The sequence below is a fragment of the Pseudomonas quasicaspiana genome, assembly GCF_021147825.1.
Classification (GTDB): domain Bacteria; phylum Pseudomonadota; class Gammaproteobacteria; order Pseudomonadales; family Pseudomonadaceae; genus Aquipseudomonas; species Aquipseudomonas quasicaspiana.
Window position 1 is genome coordinate 39,978 of sequence record NZ_JAGTPI010000006.1, and the last position, 15,820, is coordinate 55,797.

General features: G+C 54.9%; 13 protein-coding genes and 1 pseudogene. 11 read left to right on the forward strand and 3 right to left on the reverse strand.

The window, feature by feature from the left end; all coding sequences use genetic code 11:
- The first annotated feature begins 401 nt into the window (after window positions 1-401).
- The 3 genes from KDX30_RS06115 to KDX30_RS06125 all read left to right on the forward strand — a co-directional run bounded on the left by KDX30_RS06115 (window position 402) and on the right by KDX30_RS06125 (window position 2,298).
- Window positions 402-695 carry a hypothetical protein gene (locus tag KDX30_RS06115; RefSeq protein WP_231675271.1) on the forward strand — a complete coding sequence of 98 codons (294 nt, stop codon included), beginning with the start codon at window positions 402-404 and terminating at the stop codon, window positions 693-695.
- Window positions 696-745: 50 nt separating this feature from the next.
- The gene (locus KDX30_RS06120) at window positions 746-1,105 is read left to right on the forward strand and encodes an ASCH domain-containing protein (protein WP_122708458.1); all 360 of its coding nucleotides are present in this window, start codon (window positions 746-748) and stop codon (window positions 1,103-1,105) included.
- A gap of 779 nt (window positions 1,106-1,884) precedes the next feature.
- Entirely contained in the window at window positions 1,885-2,298 is a 414-nt protein-coding gene (locus tag KDX30_RS06125) for a hypothetical protein (RefSeq protein ID WP_231675272.1), read from the forward strand.
- Window positions 2,299-2,416: 118 nt separating this feature from the next.
- Here the strand turns inward: KDX30_RS06125 and KDX30_RS06130 are convergent, their stop codons facing one another.
- Window positions 2,417-2,866 carry a hypothetical protein gene (locus KDX30_RS06130; RefSeq protein WP_231675273.1) on the reverse strand — a complete coding sequence of 150 codons (450 nt, stop codon included), beginning with the start codon at window positions 2,864-2,866 and terminating at the stop codon, window positions 2,417-2,419.
- 457 nt (window positions 2,867-3,323) lie between these two features.
- Here KDX30_RS06130 and KDX30_RS06135 point away from each other — a divergent pair, with 457 nt between their 5' ends.
- The 7 genes and pseudogenes from KDX30_RS06135 to KDX30_RS06165 all read left to right on the forward strand — a co-directional run bounded on the left by KDX30_RS06135 (window position 3,324) and on the right by KDX30_RS06165 (window position 10,381).
- Window positions 3,324-4,118 (forward strand): tetratricopeptide repeat protein, encoded by a 795-nt coding sequence (locus KDX30_RS06135; RefSeq protein ID WP_231675274.1) that lies wholly within the window; start codon window positions 3,324-3,326, stop codon window positions 4,116-4,118.
- Window positions 4,119-4,291: 173 nt separating this feature from the next.
- Window positions 4,292-4,378: pseudogene (locus tag KDX30_RS06140) on the forward strand (transposase); the annotation flags it as partial.
- Between the two features lie 178 nt (window positions 4,379-4,556).
- Window positions 4,557-4,856: a hypothetical protein gene (locus tag KDX30_RS06145; protein ID WP_027900097.1), complete on the forward strand. Its 300-nt coding sequence runs from the start codon at window positions 4,557-4,559 to the stop codon at window positions 4,854-4,856.
- 147 nt (window positions 4,857-5,003) lie between these two features.
- Window positions 5,004-5,363, forward strand: coding sequence for a hypothetical protein (locus KDX30_RS06150; protein ID WP_231675275.1), 360 nt, complete (start codon window positions 5,004-5,006; stop codon window positions 5,361-5,363).
- A gap of 209 nt (window positions 5,364-5,572) precedes the next feature.
- Window positions 5,573-5,728 (forward strand): hypothetical protein, encoded by a 156-nt coding sequence (locus tag KDX30_RS06155; protein WP_080238097.1) that lies wholly within the window; start codon window positions 5,573-5,575, stop codon window positions 5,726-5,728.
- 451 nt (window positions 5,729-6,179) lie between these two features.
- Window positions 6,180-6,743 carry a type 1 glutamine amidotransferase domain-containing protein gene (locus KDX30_RS06160; protein ID WP_231675276.1) on the forward strand — a complete coding sequence of 188 codons (564 nt, stop codon included), beginning with the start codon at window positions 6,180-6,182 and terminating at the stop codon, window positions 6,741-6,743.
- A gap of 218 nt (window positions 6,744-6,961) precedes the next feature.
- Window positions 6,962-10,381, forward strand: coding sequence for a PAS domain S-box protein (locus KDX30_RS06165; RefSeq protein ID WP_406643766.1), 3,420 nt, complete (start codon window positions 6,962-6,964; stop codon window positions 10,379-10,381).
- Between the two features lie 315 nt (window positions 10,382-10,696).
- Here the strand turns inward: KDX30_RS06165 and KDX30_RS06170 are convergent, their stop codons facing one another.
- Together KDX30_RS06170 and KDX30_RS06175 are read right to left on the reverse strand one after the other, a co-directional pair.
- Complete coding sequence (locus KDX30_RS06170; protein ID WP_231675277.1) at window positions 10,697-13,081, reverse strand: glycoside hydrolase family 31 protein; 2,385 nt, start codon at window positions 13,079-13,081, stop codon at window positions 10,697-10,699.
- Window positions 13,078-14,409, reverse strand: coding sequence for an MFS transporter (locus KDX30_RS06175; protein WP_122708454.1), 1,332 nt, complete (start codon window positions 14,407-14,409; stop codon window positions 13,078-13,080). The genes KDX30_RS06170 and KDX30_RS06175 overlap by 4 nt, the downstream gene beginning before the upstream one ends.
- Window positions 14,410-14,619: 210 nt before the next feature.
- Here KDX30_RS06175 and KDX30_RS06180 point away from each other — a divergent pair, with 210 nt between their 5' ends.
- A complete protein-coding gene (locus tag KDX30_RS06180) occupies window positions 14,620-15,687 on the forward strand; it encodes a LacI family DNA-binding transcriptional regulator (RefSeq protein WP_231675278.1) in 1,068 nt (355 codons plus the stop codon).
- The last annotated feature ends 133 nt before the right edge of the window (window positions 15,688-15,820 follow it).

Below are 15,820 nucleotides of genomic sequence, written 5' to 3' on the forward strand. Positions count from 1 at the left end.
TTAGGTCTCGGATCCGTATTTTGCCAATTCAACTTGATCAGCCCCTAGATCATTTTCATGCTGCGCTCCACCGCCGTAATTGTCTCAAGGTTATGGCTGTCAGGCACAGCAGATAGATTACCGATTTCTGTTCAGCCATCAATGTCCGGTCACGAGCCGCATCGCAGTAAGACTGCCCCAGCGTATGTTGAACCGACTCCGTGATCCCTTGCTGTGATGGGTGAGGATTTTATCGTGGGGATTGCCCATGAGGCGCTTTATCCAAGGTGAACACCTAAGTCTAGGCACAATATCTACTGCTATCTCAACCGCATTCATTCGAGCCGAAGACCGGGGCGAGAATATTCCAAGGCAAGCATCTGTCGTAGTAGGATGCGGCTTTAAGCAAAAGTAGCCTCGCCATGGATGTTCAAGCGCTCGAGCAAAGCAACGTCTTGTCGATCACAGTGGATCAGGCCCATCGATATTTTGAGATGGTTGTTAGTGCGGACGACGAGACCAAGTACAAGCTGATGGCATGGAACGCCGACGGTACTGAGCTCACCATCAGGCTTGGCGCTCTTGATGTTAAGGATTCAAGGGGGCTTGGAGAGCTTGAAGGGATAAACATTGTTGAGAACGTTTTATTCCTTGAGGGTGATTTTGGAGATATGGCTATCCACGCGACTACAGTTTTGGTAGAGAAGCTTTTTTAAATCTGCCTCCGCGCCCGGCACCGCTTGATGTGCTTATGAAGGAGTCAAGCATGCAAACATTAATGGTGGTCTCTCGACTTTTCCCTGATTTGCTAAATGGAAACAAGAGGTCAACGATCCGCTTCGGCGAATCGCACATAGTTCCTGGCTATCTGCGTTATGAGTGCGAAGGAAAACCTGGTCAAACGACTGTCGTGTGGGTCACCCGTTGCACGTACATGCCTTTGAACGAGGCGGCCGCGTTCTGCGGCATGGAGGCCACGTGGCCGCCAATGGTTATGCTTGAGGGGATGCGGGAACACTACCCTAGTATTCAATTGTCCGACACGGTTCAGGTCGTTGAGCATTACACACCTGAGCAGACCAAGAACCTTGGCCAGCTTGGCCAGCTATGTGTATTAGGGAGCTGAGGTGTAGTGGAGCGTTTATGTTCATCTGAGCATGACCGTTTCACTCACCTCAATCACTAGATCCCGATAGCTGCAATTGGCCGATTCCTGCCTGTCGTGGCTGGTAGCAATTGGTCAAAACTCGGAAATACACCCATCGAGTTTCTTCACGCTTTGAGAATTTGCTGACGCGCTTTTACACATTCAGGGCTGGCAAGTAGAGTTGGGAAATGACCTCGACTCTTTTCTAAAGTAGGTGCAAATAGTGACTACCTTCGTTCTTCAGGATTGTGATGTTGGATGGGTCGCCACCGACGCCCTCGGGCAGGTTGCGCTCTTCACTACGGGCGGCCCCGGGCCGGTTCCTGATTCCGCTCTGCCCTCCGTCGAAAACTCCGAAGAATTTGTCCTTTCATTGCCTGAGGTGTCCGAGGTAGATCGGGCCAATACCCGGGCTGGCGCAAACGCCTTCGTTGAATTTGCCAGACGTGGGTTCTTTGCATACGACTGGTCGGACGTTCATCGCGATTCCGGACAGGCCTTGAGGGGGTATGAGTTGCAATACCGGCCACTGAATCCACGGACACTTTTCGATTTGCCTGCCCCTTCACGGGTATTGGCTGAGGTTACCCGGCTATCTGACGTAACCTTCGGAGCATCCATCATAGTGATAGGTGATCAGGTTCTTTAGCCTTCACTCGGCAATTAGCGACCGCCTTTTGGGCTGAATGCACTCGGATAGCGATCATTGCATCTACGCAGTACGATGCACGCTTACTGATAATGATTAGAGTCAACTCATGCTATTCCAAGGTTTCGTATTCGGTCATATCGAGGTTGAGATTAACGGTCGCGCTTACGATCTGCATAACTTCTACCAAGCCAGCGCCATCAATTACGATGTATTGGATCGATCGGTTGTACTCAGCTTTATTCGACGGACTGACGCGTGGGTGCCGATCGAAGAAGCACGCAAAATTACTTTCAGATTCCATGACGTCGAGTACTTTTCAGCGAGTGGGGGTAATGCAAATCCAATTGACGACGACAGCAGTGTTATTCAGTCAATTGGAACGGTGGATCCGGAAGCCGATACACAAGCCTTTTACCTCACGGACAACATCCAGCCAGATCATCACCTTGTCATGCGGTTCGAGTCGGGTCTGACACTAAGAGTGCAGGCCGTCGAGGCACGGTGTGAAATAATTTTTTGAACGGCCTACCTTCCACCTCCACTTCGAATGGCCTGTCGCGACCGACGGCTTTCGACCCATAGCGATCATTAAGAGCTTGCCCTGCCAAAAGGGAGTTTTAAGGTCAGACCTTCTTAGCCTAGTCGCTGCTGCTGCCCATCAGAATCCATCTTTTCCCATACCCCTGAATATCGAAAGAGAAGTCCCAGAATACCGGGTACGCCGGATGGCCTTCGGTTAGCCAGAATGAAGTTATGGCGCTGGCTTGGTCGAGGTGCACATACGTGAGTAGGGCCTCAAGGAGGATCATTATTTCTGAGCGCTTTGCTGTTAGATCTACTGGACCATAACCGCCATCCCCCAGGTGCAGCAGGTTCTCAGTAATCTCGCGGCGGGCTTGGCTTGCAGTTACGCAGGACTGGCCACCAATGATTACTTCGTTACCAGTGCAATGGGACAGTTGCTCCTGAAGCGTTCTGCTTAGATCAAAAGGCCCGTAGGTGTTAACCCAAACGGAATAGTTGAAGCCCTCCAAGAGATGCTCAAGCCTGAGAATTTCGTCTGAGCGGAAATCTTGGGTAATACGCATATTGGCTCCATCGATCAGCGCTTGGCCCTATATCGTGAGCTAAAATCTAAAGAAACGGTAGGACGCCACAAGTCTTGCTGCGGCCTCAACCGCTGTGGAGAGCGTTAACTTATCCAACAAATTTCCGCTTGTGGTTGCGAGCAGCAGACTGTGGACAGGTAGTCGCTGATGTCTCTACTGTGGTCGATCCAGTGACAGTACAGCGGTAGAAATGAGTGGTCATATTGGAGGTCGCAATTGATCGTGAATGCGTTCATGCAGGAGATGATCTGGCAAACCATGCGACGTCAATCTCATTCGATCTATCAGCAACGCTGCGTGCCTTGATAATGATCATACTTAAACCCTCAGGATTTCACGGATGCATCACATGAAAAAGGCGGTTGTTGTACTGGCAATCACGGGGCTCATCGCAGGGTGTCAAACCTCAAGGCCACCAAGCCTCATGGAAAATAGTATGGCCAACGTCCAATGTATGCTGTTTGAGGGCGCTAAGGACCCCACCGCGGACGAGGTCCAATACATTCGTAACGCCAGTGATAACGGCAACGTGCGCTGTAAGACCACTCTCGGTAGTTTGTATGAGTTCGGTCGTGGCGGCCTGCCGCAAGATTTTGGCAAGGCTAGATCGCTCTATGAGTCCGTCGCCGCCGTGGATGGCGTCGGTAACGAGAAACTGGCACTCATGGCCGAGAACGGCCACGGGCAGGCGCCTGACGATGTCGAAGCGCGACGGCTTTATCAGTTGGCACTGACCAACAGCGACAGCGATAAAAGTAAACTCGCATTGGCCAGATTGATGGAGGAGGGTCGCGGTGGCTCGCAGGACTTGTTCGGGGCAATGATGTATTACGTGGAGGCCAGCCAGAATGCCGGTGATGTCTCTTGGAAGGGCATTCAGCGTATCCGCGCCAAAGGACTGGTGCTAACGGCTGAACAGATCCAGCGCTATAGCGAGGTCTGGACTGATACCAGTCGCAAGAGTCTCAATCGCCTGACAATGTACACCGAGTTTGCCTTAAATCAGCAAGTCCAACACGGCAGCGTCAGTAAACCGGTGACTCTGCAAGTACAAGGAAAATCTGGTTCGAATGTGCCACAAATCGTATTGATCGAAAGTTCGGGCAACGCTGACGTCGACCAGGCCGTAGTCAAGGAGTTCGGGCAATATCGAATTCCTGCCGAGCCGATATTGCCGTCAGGCCAGAAATCCTGGTCGTCCGAGCGTTCTGTCAAAGTCGGTTTGAATTGAAGCGCTAGAACCATTTGCCGAGACCGAAAAGGGGGCGGATTTATTTCAGTTGTTAATTCGGCTGTCGCTTAAACCAATCCGCCCTGTTTTGTCTTTGGGTTGATGTTGTGAGTCTCCGCTGGGTTTGTAGATAGGCCTCATAATCATGCCCATCAGGAGGTGCCTACAGAAATCGGCGTTACCCCGAAAAATTCAAGATTGAAGCAGTCAAGCAACTCACCGAACGCGATTTTGATGTTGCTGATGTGGCGTTGCGTTTAGCCTGGAAAGCTTGCTGAGATCTGAGTGACTGCTTCGAGCCGATTGCAAACCTTCGTGAGAGACAGAAATCGGCCACAAACCGCCTGGCGAATGAAGAGCGCTCCCGGCCATAACCTGTCGTTCATCTGTCTCTATAAAATCCAGGCGCCGCTCGGTGACTATTAACGGGAGTAAAAGGTGATTTCAGACAGCTTGCGGAGTGTGAACCAGCAAATCGAAAAAACGATTGCTGCACTTCGAGACAAGTGCAGTGCGTCTGATGAAGTCGTCGTAGCTGATTACTTGAAGCGGTACGAGGCAAGTCTGGCGCTAATCGGGATCGGCTCAAAACAAAAACTGGAGGCGAGCTTGAAGGGGCTCTTGAACTGCACGCGGGGCTACCTGGAAACCACCAGTCATCATGATCAGGAATTTCTTGCCGAAATGTATGAGACGGAACGACTGATCAAGCAGCTGCTGAAGGACGAGCTACTTTGAGTGGGTTAAAAAGCCTGACGAGTTCATCGACTAAGCGCACCGGATTGGTATCGCTGACATAGTGGTTGAGGCTCTCGGGAAGCCGCTGTCGCGCGGCCTCAAGAGAGCCTCTTGTTGCAGCTATCCAACAGATAGTAGGGAATCACAATGGCCGAATACCGTTATACGAACGCGGACAGGTTGAGTCAGCTCAAGGAACTGGAGTCAGTACTGCCCGAATTGATACGGGTCGCTGGTTCTACTCCGGCGATGACTTACGTTGAGCATTATCGTCTGGCGCTCGCGAAGGTTCTTGAGCTTCAAAAAGAGGGTTTCACCCAGGATCAACTCTCGGCCCTTGGGCGAGCCATCCCGGATGTTTTCAATCGACATAAAGAATGGATACCTCCCATGCACCAGACAGAGACAGGTGAGTGGGTTGAGCACGAGTGGTGGACGTTGCTTGATGAAAAATTACAACCTGTACTGAGTCTTGCCAGAACGTTGCAAACCCTTGGGTACTACTAGTGTCCTGCGTCAGCATTGCTGATTTATTCGTTTCCGATCCTGATGGCTTCGTTCTTAGACGCTTTTACTCTCCTCGCATTGCTCGGCCGTTACAGGTTTGAATTGCACTGAACGCTCTATCCCCAGCGAACTCCAAATCTTGCCCGGGCGCTCAGATTCAGCTTTCGCGTCGATGGGTATTTGAATCACTGCCCAATCAAGGAAATCCAATGACCGACCCACGCAACGTTGCCCACGACAAAAAAGTTCAGCAAGAGAAAAAGAATCACGGCGAAGAGATCGCGCCGAATGCCGAGCACGCACCTCAGCCAGGTATGAAGCCTGCGCTCAAGCATGATGAAGACGAGCAAGATGAGCAGGCTTGAGCCTGACACTTATCTGCCGTGGTAGCTGCAATTGACGGCGCTAGCTGAAGTTAGCTGTCGCGATCGAAGTATTCTGCGCTGCGTGGTAGCGCTGTTCATGAGTCAACTTTTGCGACTGAGAAGCCGCTGTTGATTCATGATTTTTTGTAAAGACGCTCAAGATGTAATGCTCATTCCAAAATCCTGTGGGAGCTGGGCTTGCCCGCGATAAACGATGACGCGGTCTGCCTTCTGGCTGTGTCTCATGCATCGCGGGCAAGCCCGGCCCCCACAAAGGGTTTTGTGTTCACTGCACGATAGCGTCGTGTCAGTACCGCCTACTCAGCCGGCACCAACACAAAATCCAGCTGAACTTTCAAAACCGGTCCGACCTCCCATCTTCAACGCGTCGGATGAATCACCATTCGCACGCATGAATTGATCACCTTGATAAGAGGGCGGAGTAACCACCATGAGTAATCAACTGGAAGGCAAAAAAGTACTGTTCATCACCTCCAATACAGGGATCGAGCGGGACGAGCTGATTAAACCGCTAGAAGCGCTCAAGGCCCAAGGGGCTTCGGTCACCCATGGTTCGAGTGACGGCGGGACTGCTCAGACTTTCGTTCAGGACACTGAGAAAGATCGCACGGTTGAATCCCAGACTGCGCTGGCCGGGCTTAAAGCGTCGGATTTTGATGCGTTGGTGATTCCAGGCGGTACGGTCAATGCCGATACGCTGCGACTGGATGAAAACGCTCAGCGTCTGGTCAAGGAGTTCGCTGATGCAGGCAAGGTCATTGCTGCGATTTGTCACGGGCCGTGGTTGCTGATCAACGCTGGCGTGATCAATGGCAAGACCCTCACCTCGTACCCGAGCGTAAAGCTTGACCTGGAAAATGCCGGTGCTGCCGGTTGGGTCGATGCCGAGGTCAAGCGATGCCCGGCCAATGGATGGACGCTGATTACTTCGCGTACTCCGGATGATATCCCAGCTTTCAACGAGGCTATTGCTGCGGCGCTTGAGGCGGCTTAAGGCTGGAAGTTCTTTAACGTGATGCTCGATGGTCGCATTTCTGCATATCGAGACGGGATGCTATATATAATGTCTTTTTAGCATCATTCATTTTGAACCCGTCCGTGGAAGAGCGATTCTGTGGCCGTCGGTGGGAGATTCGTTTGCCATCTGTTCCGATAGCTCCAGGCGTTGATGAACGCTTGTCCCATGTGCTGGATGCCAGTGAGCGACTGGTTATGGCGGCATCGGTGGAAGAGGTCGTTGCCGTGCTTCGGGACACGGCGCGTGCCGCTGTCGGAGCAGAGGGCGTAGCGGTCGTTATTGAGCATGACGGGCGTTGTTCTTATGTGGCGGAAGACGCAGTTTCTCCGTTGTGGGAAGGCCTGACGTTCCCGGCTGACCACTGTATTTCGGGCTGGGTCATGCACCACAGCGAGACGGTCGCCATTCCCGATGTCCGGCTCGACCCGCGCATTCCTCAAGACGCCTATTCGCCGACTTTTGTCCGTAGCATGGTGATGGTACCGATCGGACGACCGGTTTCGGTTGCGGCGCTGGGCGCTTACTGGTCGGAGGTCCGCACCCACGACCTGGATACGATCAAACGGCTGGAAAGTCTGGCACGTCTGGCGACTATTGCCATCGAGAATGCGCGCCTCACTGAGGCACGCAATCGCGCGGCCGCGCTGGGCGATGCACAGAACCGTATCCTGAAACTGGCCGTCGAAGAGACTCCTCTCAATGTCGCGCTGGACGAGATTGTCAGGGAAGTGGAAGCGCTTTCCACGTCCCGTTTCCTGGGAAGTATTCTGCTGCTGGATGAAGACGGTCAGCAGCTGCAGCATTGCGCAGGCCCGAGTCTTCCCGGTGCATTCAATGCCGACATGGAGGGCGTCATTGTCGGCCAGAGCTCGAGCTACGGCAGTTCTGCGGCTTGTCGGCGCGAGCCAGTGCCCATGTCCGACATTGCGAACGACCCGCTGTGGGCCGGTTTCCGGGAGAAAGCCATTGAACACGGCCTGCACGCCTGCTGGTCATTCCCGATCCGTTCGGCGCAGGGCGACGTGCTCGGCGCTTTTGTCATGTACCACCATGAACCGCGCAAGCCCCTGTCAGCTGATACCCAGATCGTCGACTTCGTTGTCCAGACGGTGGGTCTCGTTGTGCATCGAGCTCGGGCGAAGGCTGCTATCCGGCTCAGTGAGGCGCGATACTGCCAGATCGTTGAGGGCGCAGAGGACTTTGCGATTATCACCTACGATGCGCAAGGCATGGTAACGAGCTGGAATATCGGTGCCCAGCGCGTTGTTGGCTATGGTGCAGAGGAAGTAGTCGGTCGCAAGGGCGACTTTTTCTATACGGACATGGACCAGGCTGAGCGAGTGTTCCACAACGAGCTAAAAGTCGCTGGTGAGCAGGGGCGAGCCGTCAACGAGCGCTGGCACGTCCGCAAAAACGGTACACGCTTCTGGGGTTCGGGATTGATGATGCCGCTCGCCATGGATCATGGCGGTTTTGTGAAAATCTTCCGCGACCGCACGGCCGAGCATCAGGCTGAGGCGGCACTGCAAGACAGTGCTTCGCGACTGCGTTTTTTTGATGAACTCGACAACCGGCTCTTCAATATCCAGCATGCCGAAGACGCGCTGCTTGCCGCGACCGAGCTGCTCGGTCGGAGGCTGAACATTTCGCGCTGCGCCTACGCGGATGTGGATATCGACCACGACCGGTTCTGGATTCGCAGTGATTACAATGCGCCCGGCATCCAGAGCTCGGTTGGAGCCTATAGCCTCGACCTTTTTGGACCTCGTGCTGCGCAGGATATGCGCGCAGGCCGCACGTTGGTCATACGTGATGTTGTCGCAGAACTGAACCGTGGCGCGGGCCTTGAGACCTTTCTATCCATTGGTGTGGACGCGATCATTTGTTGCCCGCTCGTGAAGGACGGCCGGCTGACGGCAATGATGGCGGTTCATCAGGATCAGCCCCGGGACTGGCAACCGTCCGAAATATCCCTGGTCAGGGAAGTCGTCGAGCGCTGCTGGGCACATGTTGAGCGGGTAGGTGCCGAGATGCGTCTGCGCGAGAGCGAGGAGCGACTGCGCCTTGCCGTGGAAAACGCCGACATTGGCTTCTGGGACGTGGATATCGTTCATCAAACGCTCATCTGGCCGCCACAGACCAAGGCCATGTTCGGCATTTCGGCTGATGTGCCGGTCACGTTGCAACACTTCTATGACGGCTTGCATCCAGAAGATCGAGAAGCAACGACTGCGGCCTTCGCAGCGGCCGTCGATCCTGAGCAGCGCGCCCTTTACGAAGTGGACTACCGCACGATTGGCCGCGAGGATGGCATTGTCCGCTGGATAGCGGCCAAGGGCCGGGCTGTATTCAATTCGTCCAATCGCTGTCTGCGTTTTACCGGCACCGTGGTTGATGTTACCGCCCGCAAGGCCGCCGAGGAGGAACTGCGCGAACTCAATGCCACGCTCGAAGCGAGGATTTCCCAGGCCATCGCCGAGCGGGAAGAAGTCCAGCAGGCGTTGCGTCAGAGTCAGAAGATGGAAGCAATGGGTCAGCTTACCGGCGGCGTGGCTCATGACTTTAACAACCTGCTTACCCCGATCGTTGGCACGTTGGACATGCTCCAGCGCAGAGGCGTGGGCGGCGAGCGAGAGCAGCGGCTGATATCCGGTGCGCTGCAATCAGCGGATCGTGCGAAGACCCTTGTGCAAAGGTTGCTTGCCTTCGCGCGTCGCCAACCGCTTCAAGCGGTTCCGGTCGACGTGGCAAAGCTGGTCAGCGACATGGGCGATCTCGTCGCCAGCACCACCGGTCCGCAAATCAAGGTCGTCGTTGATGCTCCGGAGAATCTGCCTGCGGCGATGGCGGACCCGAACCAACTCGAAATGGCACTTCTGAATCTCTCCGTGAACGCGCGCGACGCGATGCTGGAAGGGGGGACGATGCGCATATCCGCGAGCACTGAGTTGGTCAGTATCGGTCACCGCTCGAGGCTTCCGACCGGCGAATACCTTTGTCTGTCTGTCGCTGACACCGGCACGGGGATGGACGCGGCAACGCTCGCCCGGGCGGTGGAGCCGTTCTTTTCGACCAAGGGCGTCGGGAAGGGAACGGGTCTTGGTCTCTCGATGGTGCATGGCCTGGCATCTCAGTTGAACGGTGCGCTTACGATTCAAAGCTTGCCCGGTCTGGGAACGAACGTGGAGCTGTGGCTTCCGCGCAGCATGACCGTACCAGCAGCAGCCTTGCGCGTAGTCGAGGCTCCGGAGCGACAATCGGTGCGTGGCATTGCGCTTCTGGTCGACGATGAAGAACTTGTACGCGCAAGCACCTCGTACATGCTGACGGACTTGGGCTACCGGGTGATCGAGGCGGCATCGGGCGAGGAGGCTTTACAACTGCTGGACGCCGGGCAGCCCTTCAACCTGCTTGTCACGGATCACCTGATGCCTGGTATCAGTGGCACCGATCTGGCCCGAGTAGTCCGAACTTCCCGGCCCGGGACTGCAATCCTCCTGGTCTCCGGCTATGCCGAACGTGAGGGACTTGATGCGGATATTCCACGGCTTGCCAAACCGTTTCGAAAGGATGAGCTCGCGGCAAGCCTGTCCCGGCTCGGCGACGAATCCTGAGGTGGTTATGGAGCTTGGGCATTCCACAGACCTGGCAGCCAAGCTGGCCCTGTTTCCATATCACCGCGCTGTCTAGCGGCAAACACAGGACCTGTAGGAGCTGCCGAAGGCTGCGATCGCGGTGTATCAGGAGAAATGTTTCGCAGCCTTCGGCAGCTCCTACAGAAAATGCATTTCAATCCAGTAATTGCATGTTGTTTTATTAGAGCGCACGAGCACCGCGAGGCCGCGATAGCGGTATATCAGACAGACCGCCATCGCTGCCTCGCGGTGCTCGTGAGCTCCTACAGAAAAGCATTCCAAATCAGTCATTGATCAATCATGTTCGTGATCCGGAATCTCGGCCAATCCTAAAGTCGTTCGGCTATTGCCATTGATCCTCAACGGTCGCGCATCCTGTACCTTCAGCGACACCTCAAGCTGCTCCCACGCGGGACGAAAACTTCCTGTTTTGACGATCTTCAAATCAATGAAGTCCGGGTCATATTCGAGGGTCCAGTTAATCAGTAGGCTGCTGCCGCTTTTCCACCCGTGGCTGATGCCATCATCTTCGAACAGCACCCCGTTTGCGGAGCCTGAGGGTGCAGGGAAAATCAGCAGCTCACGGTGTCGATCAAGAGATGAGTCATTGAGCTTGTGGCATTTACCGGTGGCAATCGCAGCGCCTCCCCGTACCAGCAATGGCAAGCGTTCCAGCGGTGCAGCGAGGGACACGTATTGGCCGCCTTCGTACCAGTCACCAGTATGCCAGTCGCACCAACCCGTCTCGTTAACCGGTAGCCAGACTTCGCGCTCGCGTGCGCCTTGCTCTACAACGCTGGCGACCAGCATGTCCCGGCCCAGCAGGAATTCGTCGTTCTCTTCGAAGGTCTGCGGATCGTGCTCGTGGTCCAGAAAAGTCGGCCGCAAAATGGGTTCGTCTTCATGACTCGCTTGCCACAGCAAGGTATAGAAATAAGGCATCAACCGGTATCTGAGGCGGATGGCGTCGCGGATCGCGTCGGTAACGGAGGGGTGCATCCATGGCTCGTTGACGGTGCCGTCGTCGTTCCAGGAATGAATAGTGAAACGCGGGTGCATCACGCCGTTCTGGACCCAGCGTAAAAAAAGCTCAGGATCCGGCTTGTTGCCAGAGAACCCGCCGACATCGTGCCCCACGTTGTACAACCCTGACAGGCTCATACCGAGGCCCATGCGGGTGTTGTAGCGGAGGGTGTCCCAGTTGGTCCGGTTATCGCCGCTCCAGGTCTGAACATAGCGCTGCATCCCGGCACAACCCGAGCGGGAGATGAGGTAAGGGCGTTCTGAAGGTGCGAATCGCTGCTGCGCCTCCAGCGAAGCTCTCATCATTAACAGCGCCATGACCGGCCGGATATGTTTTATCGCTATCTCGCGACCAAAGCCCTGGCAGCGTGCCTCGCCGTCCCACACTTCATATTCGTTGTTGTCGTTCCACGTGCAATCAATGCCCATTTCCAGAAGCTGCGAGGTGACGTTTGATTGCCACCAGCGGATGGCCGCCGGATTGGTGAAGTCCAGGTGCGAGCCCTCGTCGTCCCAGAAAACCGACCTTTCTGGCTGGTCGTATTCCGAGTCGGTCACGAACAGCTTCTGATCTGCCACTTCTGGGTAGCGTGGGTGGTCCTGCAGCAGACACGGTTTTATGTTGGCAATCAGTCTGACTCCAGCATCACGGTACGCTTGCGCCAGCGCCTCTGGATCCGGGACTTTGTCGTAATTCCAGTTGAACACATAGCGTTTGTCGCCAATCGACGTATACCCGGAGGACAGCTGAAACGAGTCGCAAGGGATCTCGTGTTGCCGGCAGAGATCAAGAAACCCGAGCAACTGCTCCTGCGCATTGTCAGCATCGGTGTAGCGCATGGTTGAGCCGCTGTAGCCCAGGCTCCATTTAGGCAGGAACAAGGTGCGCCCGGTCAGGCGGACGAAGGCCTTGGTCACATCGAGTACGCGCGGCCCTGCAATAACCCAATAGTCGAGATCCCCGGCGTCCGCTTTGTAGCGACGATACGGGCGATGGTAATTATCCAGCTCGTTGCCCAGATCAAAGACGCTGGTGTTCAGGTTGTCGTAGAACATCCCGAAACTTGCGTCTTGCTGCTGGGTAATGACGAACGGAATGTGCTTGTAAAGCGGGTCAGTGCTCGCCGCGTTGTAGCCCATGGCGTCGAGATTACGCATTTCAAAACGTCTGCCGGTTCGGTTTAAATCACCGGTTTTTTCCCCTAGGCCGTAGTAGCGATGTTCAGGGGCGCGCAACTGATAATGCTCGACGCCATCACCATGGGCGTTGAGTGAGTAGGCGCCGGTTGGGCGATCCGAGACCAGCGGCTTCCAGGCCAGGCCGTCGTGAAATTCCCACTGCAACCAAAGCGGCTGATGCACCGTGACGCGCAGTTTCTGGGTGGTCAGTATCAGTCGGTCCTGAAGCTCTTCGAGCTGAAAAGCGGGCAAGGAAAAGTCAGCGACGGACTCACGAGACCGACCTTCCCAAGGGACATCTTCCCTGGGCGCAATGCTCCAGGTTCGATCCAGTTCCAATGTGCCTGCGCGCATCAGCAGGACACGAGCCAAACCATCTTCGAGCATATGGATGCGGAATACATGCCGGTCCTCGACCAGCAGCTCGATATAGCCTTCTTTTCGTGCGTGGAACTTCCAGTTTTTGAGTGATTTCATTGTGGGTGCACCACTTCAGATTTTGGCCTGGATTTGGACTGGGTACGGTCCGCGATAAACATGATCATGAAAATTGCCCCTATAAAATCAAAGAGCCCCATGGCGATGAACAGTGGGTTAAAGCCTATTTTGTCGACGCTGACACCGATGATCAGCGAGAAGATAAAGCTGGCAATCCAGGCGCAGGAACCACGCATGCCGTTAACCGTCGCCAGTTCATCCCGATCAAAGGTCTCGACCACCAATGCACTCAACATGCAGGAGATAATCTGGTGGCCAAAACCGCCGACTGAAATGAGCGCGATCGCGACATAGGGATCTTTCACCTGAGTCATGACGGCTAACGAAAACATCAGAAACGCGCCCGTGATCGAACTCGCAACGATTGAGTTGACCCGCGTGCATTTGAAGATTCGGTGGTAGGCACGGGAGAGATAACCGCTGGCGATACTGCCCAGGTCTGCTGCCAGAAAAGGCACCCAGGCAAAAAGAACGATTTGCTTTAGGTCCATGCCTCGCTCATTGGCCAGATACAGAGGCACCCAGAAACTCATGACCGCCCAGGCGGGTTCAGCCATGAAGGCGGGAAGGGCGATTCCGTAAAACCTTTTGTCCCGACCGATCTTTTTCAGCGCTTTGAAAAACGGCATTTGCTGGCCGGTTATTTCGCCGTCTTGTTGGATGTGTTCCCGCTCAGCGGGAGAGAGGCGAGGGTGGATGGCTGGCGCGTGGTAAAGCCAGGCCCAGAGGCCAGCCCACACCAGTCCGATGCCACCGGAAATCAAAAATGCGCCCTGCCAGCCCAGCGAAACGTGAGCCAGATAGATGATGGGCGGCGCTAACATCGCGCCCAACGAGAAGCCGACGCCAGCCCAGCCTGCCGCGACAGGCCGTTCCTTTTTCGGGAACCAGTCGCCGATGGCTTTGGCATTCGCGGGGGTGGCGGCAGCCTCCGAAGCACCCATGAAAAAGCGCAGGATCGCCAGGTGTACCCAGCTCGCTGCGCCCGCATGCAGCAGACACATCACCGACCATATGACGGCACATATCACGAAGCCGAGTTTCAACCCGACAGCATCGATCAGCCATCCGCAGATGGGCTGGAAGAGGGTGTAAGCCAGTTGAAAAGCGGCGACTACCCACGAGTATTGTTCAGTCGACATGCTGAACGTGGATTTCAGTTCCGGGGCCAATATGCCCAATGAGTTTCGGGTGATGTAGTTGACGGTGACGCCAAGCAGAAACAGGGAGAGCATCCACCAGCGCAGGTGCGGGATGAATTTTCGCTTGGCCGAAAGTCGAGCATTGCGGTCGATATCGATAGTCATCAATTCTTCGCCTGTGCCGGATTTTCCGGCGTTTTGTTTTTATTTGAGGCTCAACGCTAGGGCAACGGCTTATGCCCCGTACAGAGCTAACGATGTATAAATTTACATTTTCTTAGTGAATCGATTGGTGGAATCCAGACCACGCTAGGCCTTGTGGTCTTTTTCTGATATGAAAGCTTTTACATAAATTGTCTCAATGGATCAGTCGCTGTGGGCAAGCTACGCATTACTGAGATCGCTGCACAAACAGGTCTGTCGATTGCGACGGTTTCCCGAGTGCTTGCCGGTAAATCAAATACTAGCGCGGCAACGAGGCAGAAAGTGTTGGCGGTGGCGCGCCAGCATGGGGTGATGGAAGACCTCGCCAATGGCCGGTTTCTGCTAAACGGGCTGACCATCTTTGCACCCTCGCGTGCCTTCAACGTCCGCTCGGATATCTTCTACTACAAGGTTATCCAGGGCATCACCCAGGCGGTTGCTCAGCATGATGTTCGAGTTCGTTACTGCGAACTTGAGGAGGTCGACAGCGACGCATTGTTGTTTCTTGAAAAGATGAATCAGAAAGAAACCGATGCAGCGATTCTGATCGGCATTGATGATCCGCACATTCACCAGTTGGCAGCGGATTTCAGCAAGCCTGCTGTGCTGATCAACTGCATTGATCGCAGCATGCGCCTGCCTTCCATATCGCCCGACCACTTTTTGATCGGTCATTTTGCGATCAATTACCTGTTTCAGATGGGTCATCGAAACGTACTGACATTGCAGTGCCTCAGGCGCTACACGATGGATCTGCGCATGCGTGGGATTCGCGACGCCTGGAAGGAGCAGAATCTCGAGTTTGTCGACGCGAACCATCAGATCATTACCGAAGGCTTCGGCAGTGCCGAGGCGGAAGCGCGGGTGGCGGCTTTTATTGCAGATTGCGCACCTGATGACCGACCTACCGCGATTCTTGCCGGGGGCGATTTCATAGCAGCCGGTGCCGTGAAAGCGCTACAGAGCGCTGGTTTGAGGGTGCCTCAGGACGTTTCTGTGATGAGCATGGATGGCTTCAATCTGGCTGACATCAACGACATACCGCTCACCACGCTTCACGTCCCTCGCGATGAGTTGGGGGCGGAGGCGATCAGGGTATTAAGGCAACGTCTCTTCGAACCGCGATCACCATGCGGCAATCTTCTACTGGGCGGGCAATTGATCACCGGCAGCTCGGTGCGGCGTATCAAACACAGCGCGCAGCAGACCCCGGTGTATCAGAAGATTATTTATGATTGATCGGCGCAAATCCGGTAGGAGCGAATTCATTCGCGAAGGGGCCGGTACATCCAGAGCATCTGCATCGTCGGGAATGCCGCCTTCCCGGATGAATCCGGTCCCACAGGATCGGGGTGAACGTGAGGAAGGTGCA

Excerpts from the sequence above, each read along its gene's own strand:
- KDX30_RS06125 (WP_231675272.1), top strand. The coding sequence starts at position 1,885 with ATGCTATTCCAAGGTTTCGTATTCGGTCATATCGAGGTTGAGATTAAC.
- KDX30_RS06130 (WP_231675273.1), bottom strand. The coding sequence starts at position 2,866 with ATGCGTATTACCCAAGATTTCCGCTCAGACGAAATTCTCAGGCTTGAG.
- KDX30_RS06120 (WP_122708458.1), top strand. The coding sequence starts at position 746 with ATGCAAACATTAATGGTGGTCTCTCGACTTTTCCCTGATTTGCTAAAT.
- KDX30_RS06170 (WP_231675277.1), bottom strand. The coding sequence starts at position 13,081 with ATGAAATCACTCAAAAACTGGAAGTTCCACGCACGAAAAGAAGGCTAT.
- KDX30_RS06165 (WP_406643766.1), top strand. The coding sequence starts at position 6,962 with ATGGCGGCATCGGTGGAAGAGGTCGTTGCCGTGCTTCGGGACACGGCG.
- KDX30_RS06135 (WP_231675274.1), top strand. The coding sequence starts at position 3,324 with ATGGCCAACGTCCAATGTATGCTGTTTGAGGGCGCTAAGGACCCCACC.
- KDX30_RS06155 (WP_080238097.1), top strand. The coding sequence starts at position 5,573 with ATGACCGACCCACGCAACGTTGCCCACGACAAAAAAGTTCAGCAAGAG.
- KDX30_RS06160 (WP_231675276.1), top strand. The coding sequence starts at position 6,180 with ATGAGTAATCAACTGGAAGGCAAAAAAGTACTGTTCATCACCTCCAAT.
- KDX30_RS06175 (WP_122708454.1), bottom strand. The coding sequence starts at position 14,409 with ATGACTATCGATATCGACCGCAATGCTCGACTTTCGGCCAAGCGAAAA.
- KDX30_RS06115 (WP_231675271.1), top strand. The coding sequence starts at position 402 with ATGGATGTTCAAGCGCTCGAGCAAAGCAACGTCTTGTCGATCACAGTG.
- KDX30_RS06150 (WP_231675275.1), top strand. The coding sequence starts at position 5,004 with ATGGCCGAATACCGTTATACGAACGCGGACAGGTTGAGTCAGCTCAAG.